The organism is Maribacter sp. 2-571 (assembly GCF_050589625.1).
Lineage (GTDB): Bacteria > Bacteroidota > Bacteroidia > Flavobacteriales > Flavobacteriaceae > Pelagihabitans.
The window spans coordinates 74,779-95,964 of record NZ_JBNGOP010000003.1; the positions used below are offsets into that span (position 1 = coordinate 74,779).

At 43.8% G+C, this 21,186-nt stretch carries 22 protein-coding genes; 18 read left to right on the forward strand and 4 right to left on the reverse strand.

Features of this window, described 5'->3' with window-relative positions; all coding sequences use genetic code 11:
* Positions 1–9: 9 nt before the first annotated feature.
* Genes ACRD7P_RS02955 through bioD form a run of 4 tightly spaced genes read left to right on the forward strand, consistent with a single transcriptional unit; the run spans position 10 to position 2,792 of the window.
* Positions 10–570 carry a hypothetical protein gene (locus ACRD7P_RS02955; protein WP_430906004.1) on the forward strand — a complete coding sequence of 187 codons (561 nt, stop codon included), beginning with the start codon at positions 10–12 and terminating at the stop codon, positions 568–570.
* 56 nt (positions 571–626) lie between these two features.
* Positions 627–1,793, forward strand: a complete 1,167-nt coding sequence (locus ACRD7P_RS02960) for an aminotransferase class I/II-fold pyridoxal phosphate-dependent enzyme (RefSeq protein ID WP_430906005.1) — start codon at positions 627–629, stop codon at positions 1,791–1,793.
* The gene (locus tag ACRD7P_RS02965; RefSeq protein WP_430906006.1) at positions 1,790–2,173 is read left to right on the forward strand and encodes a DUF2007 domain-containing protein; all 384 of its coding nucleotides are present in this window, start codon (positions 1,790–1,792) and stop codon (positions 2,171–2,173) included. Before ACRD7P_RS02960 ends, ACRD7P_RS02965 begins: the two co-directional genes overlap by 4 nt.
* Position 2,174: 1 nt before the next feature.
* Positions 2,175–2,792, forward strand: a complete 618-nt coding sequence (bioD, locus tag ACRD7P_RS02970) for a dethiobiotin synthase (protein ID WP_430906007.1) — start codon at positions 2,175–2,177, stop codon at positions 2,790–2,792.
* Here bioD and ACRD7P_RS02975 read toward each other — a convergent pair.
* On the reverse strand, positions 2,778–4,262 hold the full coding sequence (locus tag ACRD7P_RS02975) for an ArnT family glycosyltransferase (RefSeq protein ID WP_430906008.1): 1,485 nt from the start codon (positions 4,260–4,262) through the stop codon (positions 2,778–2,780). The two genes, bioD and ACRD7P_RS02975, sit on opposite strands and share 15 nt — an antisense overlap.
* Before the next feature lie 79 nt (positions 4,263–4,341).
* Between ACRD7P_RS02975 and bioA the strand changes: the two genes are divergently transcribed.
* The 6 genes from bioA (at position 4,342) to ACRD7P_RS03005 (ending at position 11,184) form a co-directional block, all read left to right on the forward strand.
* Positions 4,342–5,610, forward strand: coding sequence for an adenosylmethionine--8-amino-7-oxononanoate transaminase (bioA, locus tag ACRD7P_RS02980; protein WP_430906009.1), 1,269 nt, complete (start codon positions 4,342–4,344; stop codon positions 5,608–5,610).
* 24 nt (positions 5,611–5,634) lie between these two features.
* Positions 5,635–6,855, forward strand: a complete 1,221-nt coding sequence (locus ACRD7P_RS02985; protein ID WP_430906010.1) for a beta-ketoacyl synthase N-terminal-like domain-containing protein — start codon at positions 5,635–5,637, stop codon at positions 6,853–6,855.
* A gap of 61 nt (positions 6,856–6,916) precedes the next feature.
* Complete coding sequence (locus ACRD7P_RS02990; protein ID WP_430906011.1) at positions 6,917–7,498, forward strand: hypothetical protein; 582 nt, start codon at positions 6,917–6,919, stop codon at positions 7,496–7,498.
* A gap of 5 nt (positions 7,499–7,503) precedes the next feature.
* On the forward strand, positions 7,504–8,940 hold the full coding sequence (locus ACRD7P_RS02995; RefSeq protein WP_430906012.1) for a flotillin family protein: 1,437 nt from the start codon (positions 7,504–7,506) through the stop codon (positions 8,938–8,940).
* Between the two features lie 217 nt (positions 8,941–9,157).
* Positions 9,158–10,252: a biotin synthase BioB gene (gene bioB / locus ACRD7P_RS03000; RefSeq protein WP_430906013.1), complete on the forward strand. Its 1,095-nt coding sequence runs from the start codon at positions 9,158–9,160 to the stop codon at positions 10,250–10,252.
* Positions 10,253–10,329: 77 nt separating this feature from the next.
* Complete coding sequence (locus ACRD7P_RS03005; RefSeq protein WP_430906014.1) at positions 10,330–11,184, forward strand: cupin-like domain-containing protein; 855 nt, start codon at positions 10,330–10,332, stop codon at positions 11,182–11,184.
* On the opposite strand, the gene ACRD7P_RS03010 is transcribed toward ACRD7P_RS03005, so the two are convergent.
* The 3 genes from ACRD7P_RS03010 to ACRD7P_RS03020 form a co-directional block, all read right to left on the reverse strand.
* Positions 11,181–11,609: a regulatory protein RecX gene (locus ACRD7P_RS03010; RefSeq protein WP_430906183.1), complete on the reverse strand. Its 429-nt coding sequence runs from the start codon at positions 11,607–11,609 to the stop codon at positions 11,181–11,183. The two genes, ACRD7P_RS03005 and ACRD7P_RS03010, sit on opposite strands and share 4 nt — an antisense overlap.
* Positions 11,610–11,920: 311 nt before the next feature.
* On the reverse strand, positions 11,921–13,468 hold the full coding sequence (locus tag ACRD7P_RS03015) for an Rne/Rng family ribonuclease (RefSeq protein WP_430906015.1): 1,548 nt from the start codon (positions 13,466–13,468) through the stop codon (positions 11,921–11,923).
* Between the two features lie 273 nt (positions 13,469–13,741).
* A complete protein-coding gene (locus tag ACRD7P_RS03020) occupies positions 13,742–14,032 on the reverse strand; it encodes an HU family DNA-binding protein (RefSeq protein WP_430906016.1) in 291 nt (96 codons plus the stop codon).
* 120 nt (positions 14,033–14,152) lie between these two features.
* Here ACRD7P_RS03020 and mutY point away from each other — a divergent pair, with 120 nt between their 5' ends.
* The 8 genes from mutY to ACRD7P_RS03060 all read left to right on the forward strand — a co-directional run bounded on the left by mutY (position 14,153) and on the right by ACRD7P_RS03060 (position 21,077).
* Entirely contained in the window at positions 14,153–15,202 is a 1,050-nt protein-coding gene (gene mutY, locus ACRD7P_RS03025) for an A/G-specific adenine glycosylase (RefSeq protein WP_430906017.1), read from the forward strand.
* A gap of 75 nt (positions 15,203–15,277) precedes the next feature.
* On the forward strand, positions 15,278–15,751 hold the full coding sequence (locus tag ACRD7P_RS03030) for a single-stranded DNA-binding protein (RefSeq protein WP_430906018.1): 474 nt from the start codon (positions 15,278–15,280) through the stop codon (positions 15,749–15,751).
* A gap of 21 nt (positions 15,752–15,772) precedes the next feature.
* Positions 15,773–17,101: a gliding motility-associated protein GldE gene (locus tag ACRD7P_RS03035; protein ID WP_430906019.1), complete on the forward strand. Its 1,329-nt coding sequence runs from the start codon at positions 15,773–15,775 to the stop codon at positions 17,099–17,101.
* Positions 17,091–17,645 carry a gliding motility lipoprotein GldD gene (gene gldD / locus ACRD7P_RS03040; protein WP_430906020.1) on the forward strand — a complete coding sequence of 185 codons (555 nt, stop codon included), beginning with the start codon at positions 17,091–17,093 and terminating at the stop codon, positions 17,643–17,645. The genes ACRD7P_RS03035 and gldD overlap by 11 nt, the downstream gene beginning before the upstream one ends.
* Complete coding sequence (locus tag ACRD7P_RS03045; protein WP_430906021.1) at positions 17,633–18,169, forward strand: hypothetical protein; 537 nt, start codon at positions 17,633–17,635, stop codon at positions 18,167–18,169. The genes gldD and ACRD7P_RS03045 overlap by 13 nt, the downstream gene beginning before the upstream one ends.
* Positions 18,170–18,502: 333 nt before the next feature.
* Positions 18,503–19,009, forward strand: a complete 507-nt coding sequence (locus tag ACRD7P_RS03050) for a hypothetical protein (RefSeq protein WP_430906022.1) — start codon at positions 18,503–18,505, stop codon at positions 19,007–19,009.
* 213 nt (positions 19,010–19,222) lie between these two features.
* On the forward strand, positions 19,223–19,636 hold the full coding sequence (locus ACRD7P_RS03055; RefSeq protein ID WP_430906023.1) for a c-type cytochrome: 414 nt from the start codon (positions 19,223–19,225) through the stop codon (positions 19,634–19,636).
* A gap of 808 nt (positions 19,637–20,444) precedes the next feature.
* The gene (locus tag ACRD7P_RS03060) at positions 20,445–21,077 is read left to right on the forward strand and encodes a hypothetical protein (protein WP_430906024.1); all 633 of its coding nucleotides are present in this window, start codon (positions 20,445–20,447) and stop codon (positions 21,075–21,077) included.
* Positions 21,078–21,186 lie beyond the last annotated feature (109 nt).

Genomic DNA, 21,186 nt, shown 5'->3' on the forward strand with positions numbered 1-21,186 from the left:
GAATTTACAATGAAAAAAATAGTTATGTGCCTTATCATGGGCATCGTGTTGATCGGGTGTTATTCCAGTGACGATTATTACGATCGAACGGTCCGATTGCAAGTACGGGACGTTATTACCTTTACCAACGATAAAGAGTATCAGGTCGGTGATACGCTGAGGTTTGAAGTCGCTTTTAGCAGATACTTGAACGAGGATGGTTTTTCTAGTCCGTTGGATGTTTTTGAAACGACCGGCGCCGAAGCGTTCTCCTATGGTTTTGACCTCTACCAATATTCTGACTTTTCAAAACGATTTGAACCGATTTTTTTAGATCCAGAGTTGGTCATAGGTTCAAAAGGCGAAGGGTCGTATTACTTTGGAAATGGGGTGGTGGCCGAATTGAACGAAACTCGGGATACCTATGTTTCAGAAGTAGGAGTTGTTCTTGTGGAGTCCGGAACCTTTCAGCTCGATTTTGACTTTCTCTACTTTACCTCTCCTTTTAACGAGAATTCGGTAATAGTGTCCATTGAATATGTGAGGCCAAGTGACGGTACCCTCGATTTGGAGTTTTCCGTAGTCGAATAGGTCATTTTATATCGGTCCGGTGAGGGGCTTTACCGGAAAGGGACTATTTTTGATACATGGTCAAGTTTCCTGAAAAACTATCCAAAAAAATAGCGTTACGATCAAAGGCAAAAATGCTTCGGAAGCTTCCGGAAACCGGTAAAAGCGTAGATTTTTTTTCCAATGATTATTTGGGTTTTTCCAAAATGCCCGAATTGGCGGAGAGCACGAAAGCGCTTCTCCATGATTTAAAGGAAAACGACAACGGCGCTACTGGATCGCGATTGTTGTCCGGAAACCATGCGCTGTACGGGCTACTGGAGAACGAACTAACAACCTTTCACAACTGCGAAGCGGCTTTGGTATTCAACTCTGGGTACGATGCCAACCTTGGATTCTTTTCCTCGGTTCCGCAGCGTGGCGATATCGTTTTGTTCGATGAGTTTGTCCACGCCAGTATCCGCGACGGCATTCGTATGGGAAATGCCAAAAGCTATAAGTTTATACACAATGATATCGATAGTCTAATAGAGGTCCTAAAGAGAGCCCGGAAAAGCGCGTTCCACGAAACGGAGGTGTATGTAGTTACCGAATCGGTCTTTTCTATGGATGGCGATTCGCCAGATATTTCGGCCTTGGTAAAGTGCTGCGAAGCCAATAACTGTAGATTGGTAGTGGACGAAGCGCATGCCGTAGGCGTTTTTGGTGATGCCGGCGAGGGTCTGGTACAGCAAAGCCGATCGCAAGCAAAGGTGTTTGCCCGTATCATTACCTTTGGTAAAGCATTGGGCAGCCATGGTGCAGCAGTTTTGGGTAGCAAGGAGCTTATCGATTATTTAGTCAATTTTGCGCGGAGCTTTATCTATACTACGGGCCTACCACCGCATACCGTTGCCACCGTTTTGGCGGCGTACCGGTTGTTGTGTGGTGATTTGGGAGCGGGGTTTCGGAAACGATTGCAAGAGCGAATTGCCTTTTTCGGAAAAGAACGGGACCGTTTGGGGTTGCAAGGGATATTCGTAACTAGCACTTCCGCAATTCAAAGCGCGATCATACCCGGTACCATAGCGGTAAAGCAAGTGGCGGGCGCAATGGGGGACGCCGGAATCGATGTTATGCCCATTTTGGCACCTACGGTACCACAGGGCTGGGAACGCCTGCGGTTCTGCCTGCATGCCTATAATTCCGAGACCGAAATTGCCAAGGCCTTATTACTGCTGTCCGAATTCAAAAACGCCGTATGAACAATACCTTTTTTACCATTGCTTCCTTTGAGTTCGCTTCCGATGTACAGATCGTTAAGGCAAAATTGGAGTCGGAAGGGATACAGGTGTTTCTCAGGGACGAGAATACCGTTAATTCGGATCCGTTGATCAGTACCGCCATCGGCGGAATAAAACTGCAGGTGTACACCAATGAAAAGGACAGGGCCCTGGCCATTTACAATGAGGTTCGTGCCTATGCCCAAGATGATGATGGGCTTCCGATCCGATGTCCCAATTGCAAAGCTGAAAAGTCTGAAATTTATTATGGAAGGAAGGGTATTTTTTACAAACTGTTCCCCTTTTTCGAAAAAAGAAAATACAAATGCCTAAATTGTGGCATGATTACAAAACCGGAATAACATGCAGCGAATTTTTGTTACAGGAATCTCTACCGATGTCGGTAAAACCATTGCTTCTGCCATAATTACCGAGGCCTTGGAGGCCGATTATTGGAAGCCCATACAGGCGGGGGAGCTCGATAATTCGGACAGCCATAAAGTGGCCGGTCTCCTTTCGAACGATACATCCGAAATACACAAAAGTGCCTATGCCCTTACGTCCCCTATGAGTCCGCATGCAGCAGCGGAAATCGACGGGATTACCATCGATGTGAACCAATTGCGCGAGCCCGAAACGGAAAACCATTTGGTAATCGAGGGCGCGGGCGGCCTTTTGGTGCCATTGAATGCGGAGGATACGATATTGGACATTATTATGCCCAATTACAAAGTAGTGGTAGTGTCAAGGCATTATTTGGGGAGTATCAACCACACCTTGCTCACGGTAAAATGGTTAAAAACGAAGGGGTACGATGTTTCACTTATTTTTAGCGGCAACGCCAACCCACATACCGAACAGATTATCCTTCATAAAACGGGTGTTTCGTTGATCGGTAGGATCGATGAGGAACCCACTTTCGATAAAACTACGGTAAGCAAATATGCGGACCGGTTCCGCAATGTGTTACAGACCCTCTAGCCGTTTATAGATGGTAGCTTTTTCAACTTCCTTGATCGGGGCGTAATGTTTTTCGATATAGTCGTCGATATATTCGTTTTCAAGAATTAGCGACTTGTCGAATTTTAAGCGCCCGGTTCGGGTAACGATGATTTGAGGCCGTATTTCGTTCATAATATGGTTCAACTCTTCCAAGCCCGTTTTTCTTGGATTTTCAAAATAAGGAAAAATCATGCTCCTGCAAATATTACTGGGATGTGTAGCTGCCTTGGTCGGAGGCAAAACATCAAGGGGCCAATATCCGATATGGTAACCGAGGAACAGTATGTTTTTTTCTTTGGGAAAGTGTTGCCGAATATAGGTCGGTACCGCAATACCCTCACCATTGTAAAAAGTACCCTTTGTTATCTTATGATGTGCGATGCGATAGTACTCCAAATAACTTTCCGCAGGCAGACATAGCAGTAATACCAACAACAATTTTTTCCATTTCTTATTTTTAAGGGAAACTCCCTTTTGCCAACAAACGGCTACCAAAATAACCAATAAGGGATGCAATTGAATCAGGTAGTGGCTGTTGATCCGTCCTACTTTTGCAAAGGAGAACAACACTCCAAAAATAGCAAGGGAGAGTAGCTGAACGGTTTTGTGGTTGAAATCCAACAGGCCTTTTTTCCAGGCAAAACCAAAAAAGAAAATCAAAATTAAAAAGGTAGGGGCCAATTTTAACAAGGTATCCCTATCGGATCCTGCGTATTCCAGAGCTGCAAGTACCACGGAATTCCACCATACCGCGCCGATATCGTTCCACAGATAGGGCAATAACGTGCCCAAAACGACCAGCAATATTCCCGAGCCATAGGCGCCTATAAGCAATATACTTTTCCTGATAGGTCCTTTTTTAAAAAGCACATAACAGTAATAGAGCGAAACGGGCAATACTGCATAGGCAATGTTCAGTTTGATCATTATGGCGATACCCATGAGTATTCCGGCCCCCAGGAACGACCATGCCCGCTTCCCGACGATCAAAATATAGAGCCCTGGCACAAAAAAGGCCATGCAAAGGTGTTCCGACATTACGCCCTGTATGCTTCCGAACAGACTCTGTAGGGCCACAGCGCCTATGGCCGCCCAAAAAGCGGTCTTTTTGGAGGCGGTCGTTCCGGTAATCTTATAGGTGAAAAAAGCGGTTATGGCCACTGCAATGGTGCCAAAAAAGCGAATTGCGAAAAAACTTTTCCCAAAAGCATAAATGATACCGGCGAAGAACAAAAAGGTCAAGGGCGGTTTTAGGTCCCATAATTGCGTGTAGGGCAAATTTCCATCGGCCCATGACTGTCCCATTAAAATAAAGGTGCTTTCGTCCCGGTCGATATAGTCCCGAAAAAAAAAGGGAAAGCGGATAAAGGAGGCGACAAGGAGCAAAAGCCCAAAAACCGTGGTGGTGCCCAAGTTGGAAAAGGTTTCCTTCGACCGGGTTATAAGCATGCTGCCCATATGTCTTTTTGCAATGAAATCCCCATCTTTGCAAGATAGATGAATTCTGGTATTTTAGAAATAAACGGTCTTGAAAAATCTTTCTGAACGCGACAAAAAGCACTTATGGCACCCGTTGACACAACATCGGCTGCACCCGGATATGTTACCGATCGTTAAGGCCAAGGGCGCCCTGATGTTCGATGATGATGGGAATTCGTATATCGATGGTATCGCATCGTGGTACACCGCCATGTACGGTCACGGACATCCCGATATCGTAAGGGCGATGACCGAACAAATGCAGACGCTCGATTTTGTAATGTTCAGCGGATTTACCCATCCTCCCGCCATTGAACTTTCGGAACGGCTTATGGCCATCCTGCCCGATAACCAAAAGAAAATCTTTTTCAACGATAATGGTTCCACCGCTATCGAGGCGGCGATTAAAATGGCCTTGCAGTATTATCATAACAAAGGGGATAAAAGAGATACGCTGATCGCCTTTGAAAACGGTTTTCACGGCGATACCTTCGGTGCCATGAGCGCTTCGGGACTATCGTCCTACAACGGACCGTTCGAGGATTTTTTGTTAAAGGTGGTGCGTATTCCGGTACCGCAGGAAAACACTATGGATTCCGTTTTGGAACGGCTGGAGACTATTCTTGAGAACAACGCTTGTGCCGCCTTTGTTTTTGAGCCGTTGGTACAAGGTGCCGCCGGAATGAAATTCCATTCCGCAAAGGGGCTTGACAAGCTTATCGCAAAATGCCGCACTGCAGGGGTCTTGACCGTTGCAGATGAAATAATGACCGGTTTTGGAAAAACGGGGCCAAATTTTGCCGTCAATTTTTTGGAGCAGCGGCCCGATATCATTTGTTTGAGCAAAGCGCTTACGGCCGGAATGTTTCCATTGAGCATTACGAGCTGTAGCATGGCCGTATACGAAGCGTTTTTAAGTGATGAGGTAGCGAAAGGTTTCTTCCATGCGCATACGTTTAGCGCGCATCCCATAGGTTGTGCGGCGGCTTTGGCTGGGTTGCGCCTACTGAACAGTGATGCTATAGTTGTCCGGCGTACGGCCATCGAAAAGGCGCATAAAGCATTTGCAACGGAAATACGAACACACGAAAAGATTAGTGAGGTACGAACCTTAGGGGTTATTTTGGCCATAGACCTAAAGGAAAAAACCGGCCGGTACGGAACCTTAAGGGATCGCTTATACCGATTTTTTATGGAAAATGGTGTTAACTTGCGACCTTTGGGGAATACCATATATACCTTGCCGCCCTATGTTATTACCGATAGCGAACTGCAACACATTTATGATACCATTAAAAAGGCACTTGAAATTGTTTGACAATTTCCACATTTCATCAGCCCTATGCCGCTAAACACCAACAAACCCGTTTCGGATACCCTTGAAATTTCAATTACGGGAATCGCTTCCATATCACCCTTGGGAACTACTTTGGAATCGGTTTGGGAAGCCTACGGGACCGAGGCATCTTGCATGGTCCAAAAACGCTACGGCGCGGAAATGGTTTGGGTGGCACCGCTTACTGCGGATGGGCGTGCCGAAACAAAAGCAATCGGAGCATCGAACGGGATGTACGGAAATTTGGACGATTCGGTGCTGTTTGCGCTGTATGCCGGTAGAAAAGCCGTTTCCCAGTCCGGTTGGAGCGGGAACAACGATTTTGGGGTAAATATCGGATCCTCACGGGGCGCTACCGCCCTATTTGAAAAATACCATGCGGAGTTTTTAAAAAACGGGCGAACGCCCACGCTTACCTCACCGACCACTACCCTGGGAAACATTTCGTCCTGGATAGCGCACGATCTTCAAACTTCGGGTCCCGAAATCTCCCATTCCATTACCTGTTCCACGGCCTTGCATGCCTTGCTCAACGGTGTGGCATGGATCCGCAGCGGTATGGCGGACCAATTTTTGGTGGGTGGCAGCGAGGCCCCGCTTACGGCGTTCACCATCGCACAGATGAAAGCCCTGAAAATCTATGCCGATTCCGATATGGGCAAGGTAAATATACCGCGCACAGCTGACAACGCATATCCTTGTAGGGCATTGGATCTTCAGAAAAAAAGGAATACCATGGTCTTGGGCGAAGGGGCCGCGGTAGCCTGTTTGGAGAAAGGGCGGTCCGATAATGCATTGGCCGTCATCACTGGGGTAGGATATGCTACCGAACCCTTAAAACACAATATTTCCATTTCTACCGATGCGCTTTGTTTTCAGCGGTCTATGGCCATGGCCTTGGGCACTGCAGACCCTTCCGAGGTGGATGTAATCGTAATGCACGCTCCCGGTACAATAAAAGGCGACCTGTCGGAGTTTACTGCTATTGAGAAAGTATTCTGTAACAAAATTCCCGTTTTGACTACTAATAAGTGGAAAATAGGCCACACATTTGGTGCTTCGGGTCTGTTGAACATAGAGCTTGCAGTGTTGATGTTGCTACATCAAAAAGTAATCGAAGTTCCTTTTCTGGAACCGATTTCCAAGCCATCACAGATAAATAAGGTCATGGTCAACGCCGTAGGTTTTGGCGGGAATGCCGTGAGCGTATTGCTTTCAAGAAAATGAACTCAAAACGGGTTCGATAGCCCGTTTAGGCCACAATAATAACCAATCAAAACAAATACCTATGGAAGAATGGTTCACCGCGCTTGCAATTTTTGAAAAAGTCTATTGGATTACGGCCTTGATCGCCTCGGTAGTATTTTTGGTATTACTGGTAGGCACATTTTTGGGTGGCGATACCGACGGATTTGAAGGTGGCGATGTGGATATGGATATTGAAGCGGATACCGGTATCGAATTTCAATTTTTATCCTTTAAAAACCTCGTAGGCTTTTTAACCATTTTCGGATGGTCGGGAATTGCCTGTTTGGACGGGGGCCTTTCAAAAACGGTTACGGTCATCGTATCGGTCTTTTGCGGATTGTTGATGATGGTGGCCATGGCAGCGCTTTTTTACTATTTGGGAAAACTACAGAGCAGTGGTACCCTAAAATTAAAGAATGCCCTAAATCAGATAGGCGAGGTGTATTTGACCATAGGTGCCCAACGGAGCAATATTGGAAAAGTAAGCATTACGGTGCAAGGTACCCTCAGGGAATTGGATGCGTTGACCGATGCGGATACCGACTTGGTATTGGGCAACGTAGTACGCGTAAAAGAAGTGACCGATAACGGAATATTAATTGTTGAACTCTTAAATAAATGACCATTATGACCATGATTCCTTTGGAACTGGGCGGAAGTGCCGCCCTGCTAGCGATTGGTTTCGCTATTTTATTCTTTTTTATTATCATCATATCCTTTATACGCCGGTATAAACGATGTCCGTCCGATCGCATACTGGTCGTGTACGGAAAAGTGGGCGGAGGCAATTCTGCACGATGTATCCACGGTGGGGCCGCCTTTGTTTGGCCCGTTATCCAGGAATATGAGTTTTTGGACCTTACACCGATTTCCATTGAGGTTAACCTGATCAACGCGTTGAGCAAGCAGAACATTCGGGTAAACGTTCCATCGCGTTTTACCATCGGCATCTCTACGGAGCCCGGAATTATGCAAAATGCGGCCGAGCGGTTGTTGGGCCTTGGTCAAAATGAAATTCAGGAACTGGCACAGGAGATTATTTTTGGGCAATTACGTTTGGTAGTTGCTTCCATGGATATCGAGGAAATCAATTCCGATCGGGACAAGTTTTTGACCAATATTTCCCAGAGTGTGGAGTCGGAACTGAAGAAAGTAGGGCTGAAACTGATCAACGTGAACATTACCGATATCGTGGACGAGTCGGGCTATATCGAAGCCCTTGGAAAAGAGGCCGCCGCACACGCGATCAATGCCGCGAGAAAGTCGGTAGCGGAGAAAACCCGTGATGGTTCCATTGGGGAAGCCAATGCCTTACAGGACGAACGTACCCAGGTAGCCGCTGCCAATGCAAAAGCGGTGGAAGGGGAAAACATTGCGAAAATTAACGTTGCGAATTCCGATTCGTTACGACGGCAAAGGGAGGCGGAAGCGGAACGCACGGCCATTGCAGCGGAAAAAGTACAATCCGCAAAAGCGCTTGAGGAGTCGTATGCCGCTGAAAAAGATGCGGAGATTGCCAGGGCCGAACGGGTAAGAAGTTCTCAGACTGCCGATATTGTGGTACCTGCCGAAATCGATAAGCGAAAAGTAGAGATCGATGCCGAAGCCGAGGCCGAAAGAATACGCCGCAGGGCAAAAGGGGAGGCAGATGCAATTTTGTTCAAGGCCCAGGCCGAGGCGCAGGGATTGTTCGAAGTGCTTACCAAACAGGCCCAAGGTCTGGACGAAATCGTAAAAGCGGCGGGCGACAATCCAAAAGATGCCGTATTACTCTTGGTGGCCGATAAATTGCCCGAATTGGTGAAAACACAGGCAGAAGCGATCAAAAATATCAAAATCGATAAGGTTACCGTTTGGGATTCCGGATCCAAAGATGGGGAGGGGAAAAATTCTACCGCCAACTTTATATCGGGAATGTACAAATCGGTACCGCCATTACAGGAAATGTTCAATATGGCGGGAATGCAATTGCCCGAATACTTAAAGGGCAAGGAGGTGACCGAGGAAACGGAAGCGACGGAGGTTTCCAAAAAAGCCAGTACTAAAAAGGACAAAGAAGTTTAAAGTAAGTTTCCTACCATGAAATAGACCCGGGGCCGAAAATGTCCCGGTTTTTTTGTGCTTTTGTTTTTTTGGACGCATTAGCTTTTCGAATACATCGATCGGGTTCCGTATTTGTTGGGGTAGTGGCCTTGCGTAACTTTTTATAATTTAAGATTTGTAATTTTCGAATTGAGCAGCAGAAAGATTATTTTTGAAACGAAAGAATACACTTTACTACATGAGCGAGACAAGACACGACTGGACAAAAGCGGAGATTATGGCAATCTATAACAAGCCCCTTATGGAGCTGTTGTACGAAGCGGCGACCATTCATCGGGAGCACCATGATCCGAATACGGTACAGGTATCGACACTGCTTTCCATTAAAACGGGTGGCTGTCCCGAGGATTGTGGGTATTGTCCGCAAGCGGCCCGTTACCATACCGATATCGAGACGAACGATCTGATGAAGGTCTCGCACGTAAAGGCGCAAGCGCTCCGTGCAAAGGCCTCGGGAAGCTCACGGGTATGTATGGGCGCCGCATGGCGAAACGTAAAGGACGGTCCAGAATTCGATCAAGTATTGGAAATGGTCCGTACCATTAATAAATTGGATATGGAGGTATGCTGTACGTTGGGCATGCTTACCGAAAATCAGGCGAAACGTTTGGCGGAGGCCGGTTTATACGCGTACAATCACAACTTGGATACTTCTGAGGATTATTATAAGGACGTTATTTCTACCAGGGCTTTCGAAGATCGTTTGCAAACCATTGACAACGTACGCAAAAGCAACGTAACCGTTTGTAGTGGTGGGATTATAGGAATGGGGGAACGTTTGGAAGATCGTGCCGGCATGTTGGTGGCACTCACCTCATTGAACCCGCAACCTGAGTCGGTTCCCATTAATGCTTTGGTGGCGGTAGAGGGAACGCCGATGGCGGAAATTGAGCCTGTAGCGATATGGGATATGATCCGTATGGTGGCGACCACCCGGATCGTGCTTCCGGAAACCCAAGTGCGCTTGTCGGCAGGTAGAACGGAAATGAGCCGGGAAGGGCAGGCCATGTGCTTTTTTGCCGGTGCCAACTCTATTTTTGCCGGTGATAAGCTATTGACCACTCCGAATCCCGATGTGAACGAGGATATGGAAATGTTCAAACTGTTGGGATTAAACCCACAAAAACCTTTTGTGAAAGTAGCCCAACCAACGACTACCGAGGCTGCAGATTCAGAGCTTGTTCCTTTGGGAGAAAAACCAAAATGGACGAGACCTGGGCATACCATTGCCCGGAATGAAACGGCAAAACAGGATGCCAAGCTTGCGGAATAGTCTCATATTATCGATTTTTTAAGAGATACTTTTGGGAAGGTTAACTATTTTAGCTTCCTGAAATAATGTGAATACCATTGGATTTAACTGAAATTCCGAGGGTAAGTACCCTGACCAAGGAAGCCTTTTTAGAAAACTATTTTAAGCCACAATTGCCTGTTGTGGTCGAAAATGCCGTAGATCACTGGCCAGCCATTTCAAAGTGGAGCCTTGACTATATGGCAAAAGTGGCCGGCGAAAAAAAAGTACCCCTCTATGACGATCGCCCGGTGCGCCATGAAGATGGTTTTAATGAACCACATGCCCAAATGAAACTCGCCGAGTATATCGCACTGTTAAAAAAGGCACCCACAAAATACCGTATTTTCCTTTGGAATATTTTTAAGGAAGTACCGCCCCTTCAGAACGATTTTGACTATCCCGATTTCGGGTTAAAAATTAAAAAAAAGCTTCCGATGTTGTTTTTTGGAGGTACCGATTCGTACACGTTCATGCATTACGACATTGACATGTCGAATATTTTTCATTTCCATTTTGAAGGTAAAAAAGAATGCCTTCTTTTTCCACAGTCCCAAACAAAGTACCTGTATAAGGTACCGCATGCCATCATTACGCATGAGGGAATCGACTTTTCGAAACCCGATCTGCAAAAATGGCCGGCCTTGAAACGGGTCAGCGGATATCGTACCGCTTTAAAACATGGGGAAATGCTCTATATGCCAGAAGCGTATTGGCATTATATGAAGTACCATACCCCCGGTTTTTCGATGAGCTTGCGGTCATGGCCCAAAAACCCGTTGAATTTTGCAAAAGGGCTTTATAACATTTTTATAATGCGCCACTACGACATTTTAATGCGAAAGCTAAGAAAACAGGCCTGGATCGATTACAAGAACGAACGGGCCATACGGCAGACCCATAAGGCGATTTAGCCAAGGAGTTCTTCTACCTTTTCGTAGACCAGTTGTGGTTCCCAGCCCCGGTACAAAAGATAATCGACGAGTTTTTTACGTCGCTGTTGGCCGGTACCGTTTTTAAGTGTGGCGACCCGTTTTTCCGCCAGGTTGTTAAAAGTGGCCAAATAAGCGTTTTCATCAATTTCGGCAAGCGCTGATTTAATGTTGTACACAGAGATGTTGCGTTGTTTCAATTCGTTGACGATACGGTTCTTGCCCCATTTTTTAATATTGAATTTCCCTTGGGCGAAACTTTTGGCAAAACGCTCTTCGTTCAAATAATTTTCTTGGATCAGGTGGGCCATAATTTGGTCTATCGCCTCCGGAATCATGCGTAGCTCCCGTAGTTTTTGTAGGGTTTCTTTGTGGCAACGATCCTGGTACGCACAAAAGTATTCCATCTTTTTGGTGGCTTCGGTAACGGAATATGCTTTTACGGTTTTGGACAACGGGAGCGCTTTGGTAGTTATCGCAAAGATATTGAACTCGTTTAAACTTTTTCCATTTGCTAAAAAATTGCCCTTCTTCGTCCGTTCTTTTCCGTGTACGCTTCAAAATAAAATCCGCCCATGGCTACTGCTATGCTTGGATTCTCTTTTTCGCCTACCCAAAAAATCCCGGGTTTTTATTTGCGTAATTTAACATCGGAAATGGTATTACCCAAATTGAAAAATTGGTCAAAAAAAAAGCGACCTGGTCGAGGTCGCTTTTTTTAATAAATGGTTTTTCCGTCTTTATTCTTAAAACGGAATTCAAGATACGTGTAGGCATCCCTTGGTTGTATTTTCACCCATTTTTTATGTTCCAAAAACCATTTGAAACGTATGGACGGTATTCCTTTGGTCAAATAAGCGGCTATGAACGGATGTATGTTCAAGGTAACTTTATTGTCCTTTGCGGGGCCTTTCAATAGTTTTTCAAGATCCGAGTTTATTTTGTCGATAAGCACGATGGGTGCTTCTACCTCACCTCCCGTTTTGTTGGGATTGGCTTCGGTAGTCTTGATATTCATTTCGGGGCGTACGCGCTGTCGGGTAATTTGGATGAGTCCAAACTTGCTCGGAGGCAATATTTTATGTTTGGCGCGGTCATCTTTCATTTCGTCCCGAAGATGTTCGAAAAGTCTTTTGCGATGCTGGGGTTTTACCATATCGATAAAATCGATGACAATGATTCCTCCCATGTCCCTTAATCGCAATTGTCGGGCGATTTCCGAAGCGGCGAGCAAATTTACCTCTAATGCGGTATCTTCTTGATTTTTCGCCTTGTTCGAACGGTTTCCGCTATTGACGTCGATGACGTGCAAGGCTTCGGTATGTTCGATAATCAAATAGGCACCCTTACTCATAGAGGCCGTACGACCGAAAGAAGTTTTGATCTGTCTTTCGATGCCATATTTTTCAAAAATCGGAACGGTAGACTTGTATAGCTTTACAATGGATTCTTTTCCTGGAGCAATTTCTTGGACATAGTCCTGTATTTGCTCGCAAAGCGTTTGGTTGTCGACATGGATTCCCGTAAAGGAGTCGTTGAAAACGTCCCTTAAAATAGACGAGGCCCGGTTTACTTCGACCAATACCTTGGAAGGAGTTTGTGCCCTGTATAGTTTTTTACACATTGCTGTCCATTTGGTCAGCAAGTTTTCTAGATCTTTGTCGAGTTCAGCTACTTTTTTGCCTTCGGCGACCGTACGGATAATAACACCGAAACCTTTTGGTTTGATGCTCATTACCAAGCGTTTTAAACGGTCTTTTTCTTCTTTGCTGCTTATTTTTTGAGAAACGGAAACCCGGTCGGAAAAGGGCACCATCACCAGATACCTTCCGGCAAAGGAAAGTTCGGAACTTATTCGTGGTCCTTTGGTGGATATGGGTTCTTTTACGATTTGTACCAACAACGATTGGTTGGCCTTTATCACATCCGTAATCACTCCATTTTTATCGATATCCTTTTCAAAAGGAAAACTTTTTAGATTATAATCCTTAAGTTTTCCGGTGCTTACACCTTTTATGAATTTTAGCATGGAGGCCAGTTGCGGCCCAAGGTCGTGGTAGTGTAAAAAGGCATCTTTTTCGTAGCCTACATTTACAAAAGCGGCGTTTAGTCCGGTGACAGGTTTACGGATTTTGGCTAAAAAAATATCACCTACCGAAAAATTGTTGTCATCTTCGTCCTTGTGCAATTCAGTGAGCTTTCCATTTTTAAGCAGGGCAAAATCAACGGCGTCTGAACTAGATCTTACGATTAATTCTCTATTCACCTGAATATATTTATAAATATCCCATTGGTTGTCGCAACTGCGACTTGTGGGATAAATAGATTAAACAATACCATAAACAGATAGTACCTACCTGCCGAAACTCTTTTGGGAGTTTCTATGTCAAGGAACGTATTAAAACGAAAAAGTAGTCGAAAACAACTACTTTTTCTTGTGTCGGTTAGCTCTCCGGCGCTTCTTTCGCTTGTGGGTAGCTACCTTATGTCTTTTTCGTTTTTTACCGCTAGGCATAAAGTTATCCTTTTAAATTATTGATTATTTTACTAAAACGTTACTTTTCACACTTTCGACAAACACCTTGGCAGGTTTGAAGGCCGGAATGTTATGGGCAGCTATCTTGATCGTAGTGTTTTTTGAGATATTTCTTCCGGTCTTTTCCGCTCTGGTCTTAATGATAAAACTTCCGAAACCTCTTAAATAAACGTTGTCACCATTTTCCAAGGAACTTTTCACTTCTTCCATAAAGGTTTCGACCGTCGCCTGAACCTCTCCTTTTTCCATTCCCAATTTCTCCGAAATCTTTGCTACAATTTCTGCTTTCGTCATCGTTAAATTATATAGTTTGTTTTAAGGCTTGCAAATATATAAATTAAATTGAATCTTTATTATCAAACGACTAATTTTAAGTCTATAAACCACTACTTTAGCGCATCTCGAATGGATCTTATGTCGTTTTCAGAAAATATCTTGCTTTGGTATGCGGAGAATAAACGATCACTTCCTTGGCGCCGTACCACCGATCCCTATCATATTTGGCTTTCTGAAATTATGCTACAACAGACACGTGTGGCACAGGGCACGCCCTATTACCTTAAGTTTATAGCGCATTTTCCCAAGGTGGAAGATCTAGCGAACGCGTCGGAGGAGCAAGTGCTCAAATTATGGCAAGGTCTGGGGTATTATTCCCGTGCCCGTAACCTGCACGCTACCGCAAAACATGTGGCTTTTGAACTGGGAGGGCGGTTTCCAAATACCTATAAGGAACTATTGGCGTTAAAAGGGGTGGGCGACTATACGGCCAGTGCAATTGCTTCCATTTGCTTTAACGAGCCACAACCGGTGGTAGACGGTAATGTATATCGGGTGTTGGCCCGCTATTATGGGGTAGACCTTCCCATAAACACCCCCAAGGGAACCGCGTATTTTAAAAAATTGGCCCGCGAGGTAATGGCCGTTGAAAACGTTCGGGACTACAATCAGGGCATTATGGAATTCGGGGCGATACAGTGTGCCCCAAAAAAGCCCTATTGCCTGCACTGCCCTTTAAACGACAGTTGTGCGGCCCTGGCAAAGAACAGGGTGCGTGAGCTTCCGGTAAAACTGAAGAAAACCAAGGTGCGCAATCGGTACTTCAATTATCTGGTGCCGGTATTGGCCTGTGACGGTGATACGCCCGAAACCTTGTTGCGCAAACGGGAGGGGAAAGGCATTTGGCAAAATTTATGGGAGTTTCCATTGTTCGAAACGGAGAACGAGGTGGATCTGGAAGCCATTAAAAGTCGGACCGAAGCCCTTGTCCCCATTAAGGGAACCCCCGAAATATCGCTTTTCAACGAGAAAATAGTAGTTCACAAATTATCGCACCAACACCTGCACACGCGCTTTTGGATCATACGCAGCAAAGAAACCGTTAGCGGGGCGATCCCTTTTGAACGTGTGCCCGATTATGCCGTGCCCGTTTTGATCGCCAATTTCCTAAAAACGTTCAAAATTTAGTATTTTTGACCCGGAATCCATTTCGGTTTTTTTACCAATTAAAAAAGGCTAAATGAGTTCCTTAATAAAACTGGTATGAGCGGAACGTTAAATAAGGTGATGTTAATCGGACACCTCGGTGATGAGTTGAAAATGCACTATTTCGAGGGCGGGGGATGTATCGGACGTTTTCCATTGGCCACCAACGAAACCTATACGAATAAGCAAACGGGAGAGCGGGTTACCAATACCGACTGGCATAATATTGTTGTGCGCAACAAAGCTGCTGAAATTTGCGAAAAGTATTTGAGCAAAGGGGACAAGGTGTACGTTGAGGGCCGCCTAAAAACCAGACAATGGCAAGGTGAGGATGGTAATATGCGCTATTCTACGGAAGTACAGGTACAGGACTTTACCTTTCTGACCACCAAAAAAGAAAGTATGGCCGCCGCGCAATCGCAGCAGGTTGCAGCTCCAAAAGCATCATCGGGTATGCCGGCGCAAACACCGAAACAGACCGCTCCCATACCATCGGCCCAACCTGAACAGGAGGACGATTTACCTTTCTAAAACCGAAAAGCTCCGTAAACGTTGGATCCCGACCCCTACAGTTCGCTATTACCTTTGATCGCCTTTACGAGTGCCTTTTTTGTAAAATTGGCGGTACTTTTCTTTTTGTTGATCTGTTCGGCCCTCATTTCGGGTGCCGAGGTTGCTTTTTTTGGGCTATCCTCTACGGACGTTAAGGGGCTACAGGAAGAAAAAACGACCAAGGCCGATGTCATCGTCACCCTTTTAGAGCGCCCCAAGAAGTTATTGGCCACTATCCTCATAGCCAACAACGCCATTAACATCGGAATCGTACTGCTGTTCAGTGCCATTGGCGATACCTTGTTTTCGGGCATTACCTTTAAATTGTTCGGTTTTTTGTCGGTGCGTTTTTTATTGGAGGTCATCGTAGCTACTTTTCTTATCCTGATGTTCGGGGAAATACTGCCCAAGGTATATGCCAATCGCAATCGCATGGATTTTTCGCATTTTATGGCCTTTCCCTTAAAGGTGTTGGACGTGTTGTTCTCGCCCCTTAGTCTGCCCATGCGCAAGGCCACGCTGTTCTTGCATACCCGACTGGGACGGGAAAAATCGAATTTGAGCGTCGATCACCTATCCCAGGCACTGGAACTTACCTCGGAAGGGGATACCACCAAAGAGGAGCAAAAAATTTTGGAGGGCATCGTTTCCTTTGGGAATACCGACACCAAACAGGTGATGCGTCCAAGGATCGATATTTTTGCCCTGAACGAGGAAATGAAGTTTTCCGAGGTGCTTGCCGAAATTAAAAAAAACGGGTATTCCCGTATTCCCGTGTTTTCGGAAAATATGGACAATGTTCTAGGGGTGCTTTATGTGAAAGACCTGTTGCCCTACATCGACCGCAAAACCTTTGCCTGGATGTCCCTGATACGCGAACCCTATTTTGTTCCCGAAAATAAAAAGCTCGACGATCTTTTGTTGGAATTCAAGGAAATGAAGAACCACCTTGCGGTAGTAGTGGACGAGTATGGCGGTACTTCGGGTATTGTTACCTTAGAGGATATTATAGAGGAAATTGTCGGGGATATCAGCGATGAGTTCGACGATGAGGACCTTATTTTTTCCAAGTTGGACGATTTCAATTATGTTTTTGACGGGAAGACCGCGCTAAAGGATTTTTATAGGGTGGTGAAAATAGCGGATGAAGAGGGCTTTGAGGAGCAAAAGGGCGAATCGGAGACCATTGCCGGTTTTGTGTTGGAAATTGCCGGTAGCTTCCCCAAAAAGGGGGAGAAGGTCTGGTTTAACGAGTATCAGTTCATTGTAGAAAGTTTGGATAAAAAACGGCTCAAACAAATTAAAATTACGTTGCCCCATGATGTGTAATAAATTTTTGATGCTTTTCGTTGTTCTTTTTTTGATGGCCTGTGGTGAAGAGACCCTTCCAAAACCGAATGCCGTATTGCGATTGGAATATCCAAAAGCGCAATGGGATACCTTAAGTGTGGGGCATTTTCAATTTCAGAAGAACCGATTGGCCAAGGTAAAGGACCGTACTTCCGAGTCGTTGACCTTGGATTACCCCGCTATGAAGGGGACGATTTATTTGAACTATAAAAAAGTAGACGCTAATTTAGAGAAGTTATTGGTCGACGCACAAAAGTTCAGCTATGAGCATGCCGTAAAGGCCGACGCGATCGATACAAAAGTATTCCAGAACGAGGAGGAACGGGTATACGGGCAGTTTTTTTCGGTCAGTGGCGATGCGGCGTCCCAGGCACAGTTTTATGCCACGGACAGCACCGATCATTTTGTGACCGGTTCGCTTTACTTCTACGCGCGGCCCAATTATGACTCCATTTACCCCGCTGCCGTGTATTTGCAGAACGACATCCTTACGATAATGGAGAGTTTGAGGTGGAAGGAGTAAACTTTATATTTAATAATCTTAGTTTTTGGTTTTATGCGGTTGTCGCAATCGCTCTTGTTTTCTTTGGGCTTTGGGTGAAAAAAAGGAGTGTGAATCAAAATTCGAGCGAATCCAAAAATGATTATCAAGAGGAACTGAAAAATTCCGGAAATCGGATTAGAGTTGTTTTCGACCACTGCCATATTAAACATCGCGAATACGAGCAGGAAGTTATTTTGCGAAAAGACACGAGATATCAGAAACGGATTATAGTTCGTTATTCAGAGTGCGAAGTAATATTTGAACTTAAGACCGATAAAAAAGTGATTGCGTATACAAGCCCAACTCTGTATATGGAACTTATCAACCTTCGTTACAAACTGTATGAGAAAAAAGAAACCATTATTTATGTTTCTAATAAAAACAATTTCGAGGTTACGGATGAAGAGGGTTTTACCAGGGTAGTTTCCAATGATGGAGAACCATATTACTATTTTGATTTGGAATTTTTGGGAGACAAGGTATTTTCACGGCCAAAATATTGAAGATGAAATTCACTTCATCGGAATATTTCACGAACAAATGGACCTAAAATAGAATGCTAGAGCAACAACTAATCCAGTAAAACTAAAAACAATACGGGCTTAGGTTTTAAACGAAAGGGTTATGTTTCTTTATAAGGTTCGAAAAGTATTTAGATTCAGAAAACATTACGCAACACCGTGTACAATTCATTGCTAGGCATAGCTCGCAAAAGAGAATTTAAGCGGAATTTTCTATCTGTTATTATTTAGTAAGTTTTATTATAAACACCCAAAAAACGGCACACGAGACTATTTTGAGTAATTCTTGGAGCAATTTTTGTTGTTTCAACAGATATGAAAAAATCAGCCTTTCTTCTAGTGATTTTTCTTGTGAATGGACTCTCTACATATGGGCAGGAAAATGTAATTACCGAATTTGATTTATATGGTTGTTGGACTTTCCAACGTTCAAAAGATGGAGAACGGCTCGAAAAAGAGGTAAATCGATCCTGTCTTAAAACTGATGAAACACTTTTCCGTCAGAATTCAAAAATCAGGTTTATGGCCCACAATAAATGTGAGTTTCAGGCCGTAATACAAGATGCGGTTTGTCCGATAATATATAAAACTGTTGAGGGGACTTGGACTTATAGCGATACATCTGGAATAATAGAAATGTACTACCCTAAGAACTTTAAAGCAGAATTTTGGGAAAAAGTAAAAGAAGACTATCCTGAGTTAGAAATTCCTAACCCAAGACCATACATGAGGTTCGAGATTATTAGCTTAGACTTAAAAAGAATGGAAATAAAAAAACTACGTACCAAAATGGCTATGGCAAATAGGGGAAAAAGTGAGTAAATTTTTGGCTTGGGCTTACTTATCAAGTCCGCCAAAGCTTATTGATTTAACTATATGATTTCTATTTTCGTTATGGAATTCGTGATAACGCTGCGTTAAGTTCGCAATGAAAAAAATAACTACGAAACAAAAGGCTATAGCCAACTGACCGGACGGAAACGAAAAGTTTCCTTGTCTCTGCTCGTACAACCATTGTAAGCAATTTAAGAATACATGAAAAAGTTCACCAATAAAGTAATTGTTATGACTATTTCTTTTATGGTCTTAACCATTGTCGTTGGATTTGTTATTTACAAAAATAATGTGCCGCAAACCGTGGTTTGTGCAACTCCCGACCCTGTTTTATTCTGCGGAACAGAATCAAACTTCACGGAAACTGCTCTTAACGGAAGAAAAATTTTCAGAACCCATTGCGCCGCTTGCCATTCGATGCGCAGAAAAATGACTGGACCCGCTTTTGCAGAAATGGATTCAATAAAAATACGGGAATGGTTGACGAAGATGGAGGAAAAAATAGATAGCACCAAGTATTCAGAAATGGGAATTGATTTTCATAAAAATATGTGGGGTGATATTCTGAATGAAGAAGAAATCGGACAATTAATTGAGTACAACTGGACGAAATAAAACTGCGCCAAATAAAAATTAAGGCTCATACAGCCGCCGTGAAGGTCGGTAGCAAGATTTTGGTTTGTAATTTAGTCTAACACCTTGTCTGTCATAGCAAATGAAAAGTAAGATTGTATTGGAGTTTAAAAGGTATAATTGGACTGTCGACTATTCGATAATTGAGGTTTCCGATAATTTTTATCGTATCATGTTTCCAAATTGTTTCATTGAATACTATAAGAATCAGATGTACCATAGTATTGAATGTTGTATTGATATTGATGGAAAAAAGTACGACTTAGAAACTGCTCTGAGATTTAATAAAAGGAAGACAGGGTATTTGTATAACAACCATTCGGACTTAGAAATTGCAAGATTTATTGAGCAGTATACTGAAACGCTTTACTTTGAATTATTACATTTTATCATCCATGATTTCTCTTGGGCCGATAGACAAGCCCATAATTCTCGGAATATAAATTGCATATAAGCTCCTTTAAGGGGCTTTTTTCTTGGCCGGTTAGATGGCCGATTATGGTTTCCGGTGCTTTACGGAGCTATCCAACAGATTCTATAGGATGGCTTCGGGCCATACTGCTGAACACACAGGGAAGCCTTCACGAGCATCTCCGCCTCGCTTTTCGAAGGTTTTTGTCCGAATTTCAGGCATTTCTTCAGGTGGTTATGTAGAAACAAAAAACTATTCCAAATGCAGAACAAAGCTGTTTATAAACGGAATGACAATCAATTTCACAGATGGTATCATCCAACAAAAAGGAAAAATGTTTAGTTTAATAGGATTTTAAAAACCGAAACCATAACAATAATGAACAATGAAGCACAACATTCAACTGATGTAGGTCCTGATAAATTCACTTCAAAAGCAGAACACAATCCAGGACAAGACATGTATGACACTAAAAAAGAACCAAGAAAATCAATGGGGGTCTATTTGAAAAATCAAAATAGGCTCATAATGAATTCGATAGCGATCGCGGATAAAAAAGCGGCAATTTTAATTAGGATAAACACTGCAATAATATCTGCTTTGATCGTATTTGAGAGTTATTTTAAAGGAAATACATCCTTTAATGAACAAATTATACCTGTTCTGATCATTGGGCTTTCCATTTCATTGATTTTTGCCATTCTCGCAGCAAAACCTTTTAGCTATATTATGTATAAGGTCTTTAATAAAATTGTCAAAAAGAAATATCCGAATTTAGAAGAAAACAACTTCATGATTTTTGAAGTACCGGAATTTGAGAAGTATGAATTGTCAATGCAGAAGGTTTTAAAGAGTCAAAACCTACAAATAGGGAACCTTACCAGATTTAACTATTTTATGAGCAAAAGCATCTCTAGGAACTACCTACAGCTAGAAATTGCGTACACTATTTTTTTAATTACGGTCATCGTCGTTGCTGGCCTATATATCGGTTCAAACTACTTTTGGTAAGAGGAAAAACATAACTTTCTGGATGGCCGCGATTAAATTTCACAACGCTCCATCGTATGATGCACCCAATTAACTCATGGATAATAACAACGGACTTATGGGTAATCAA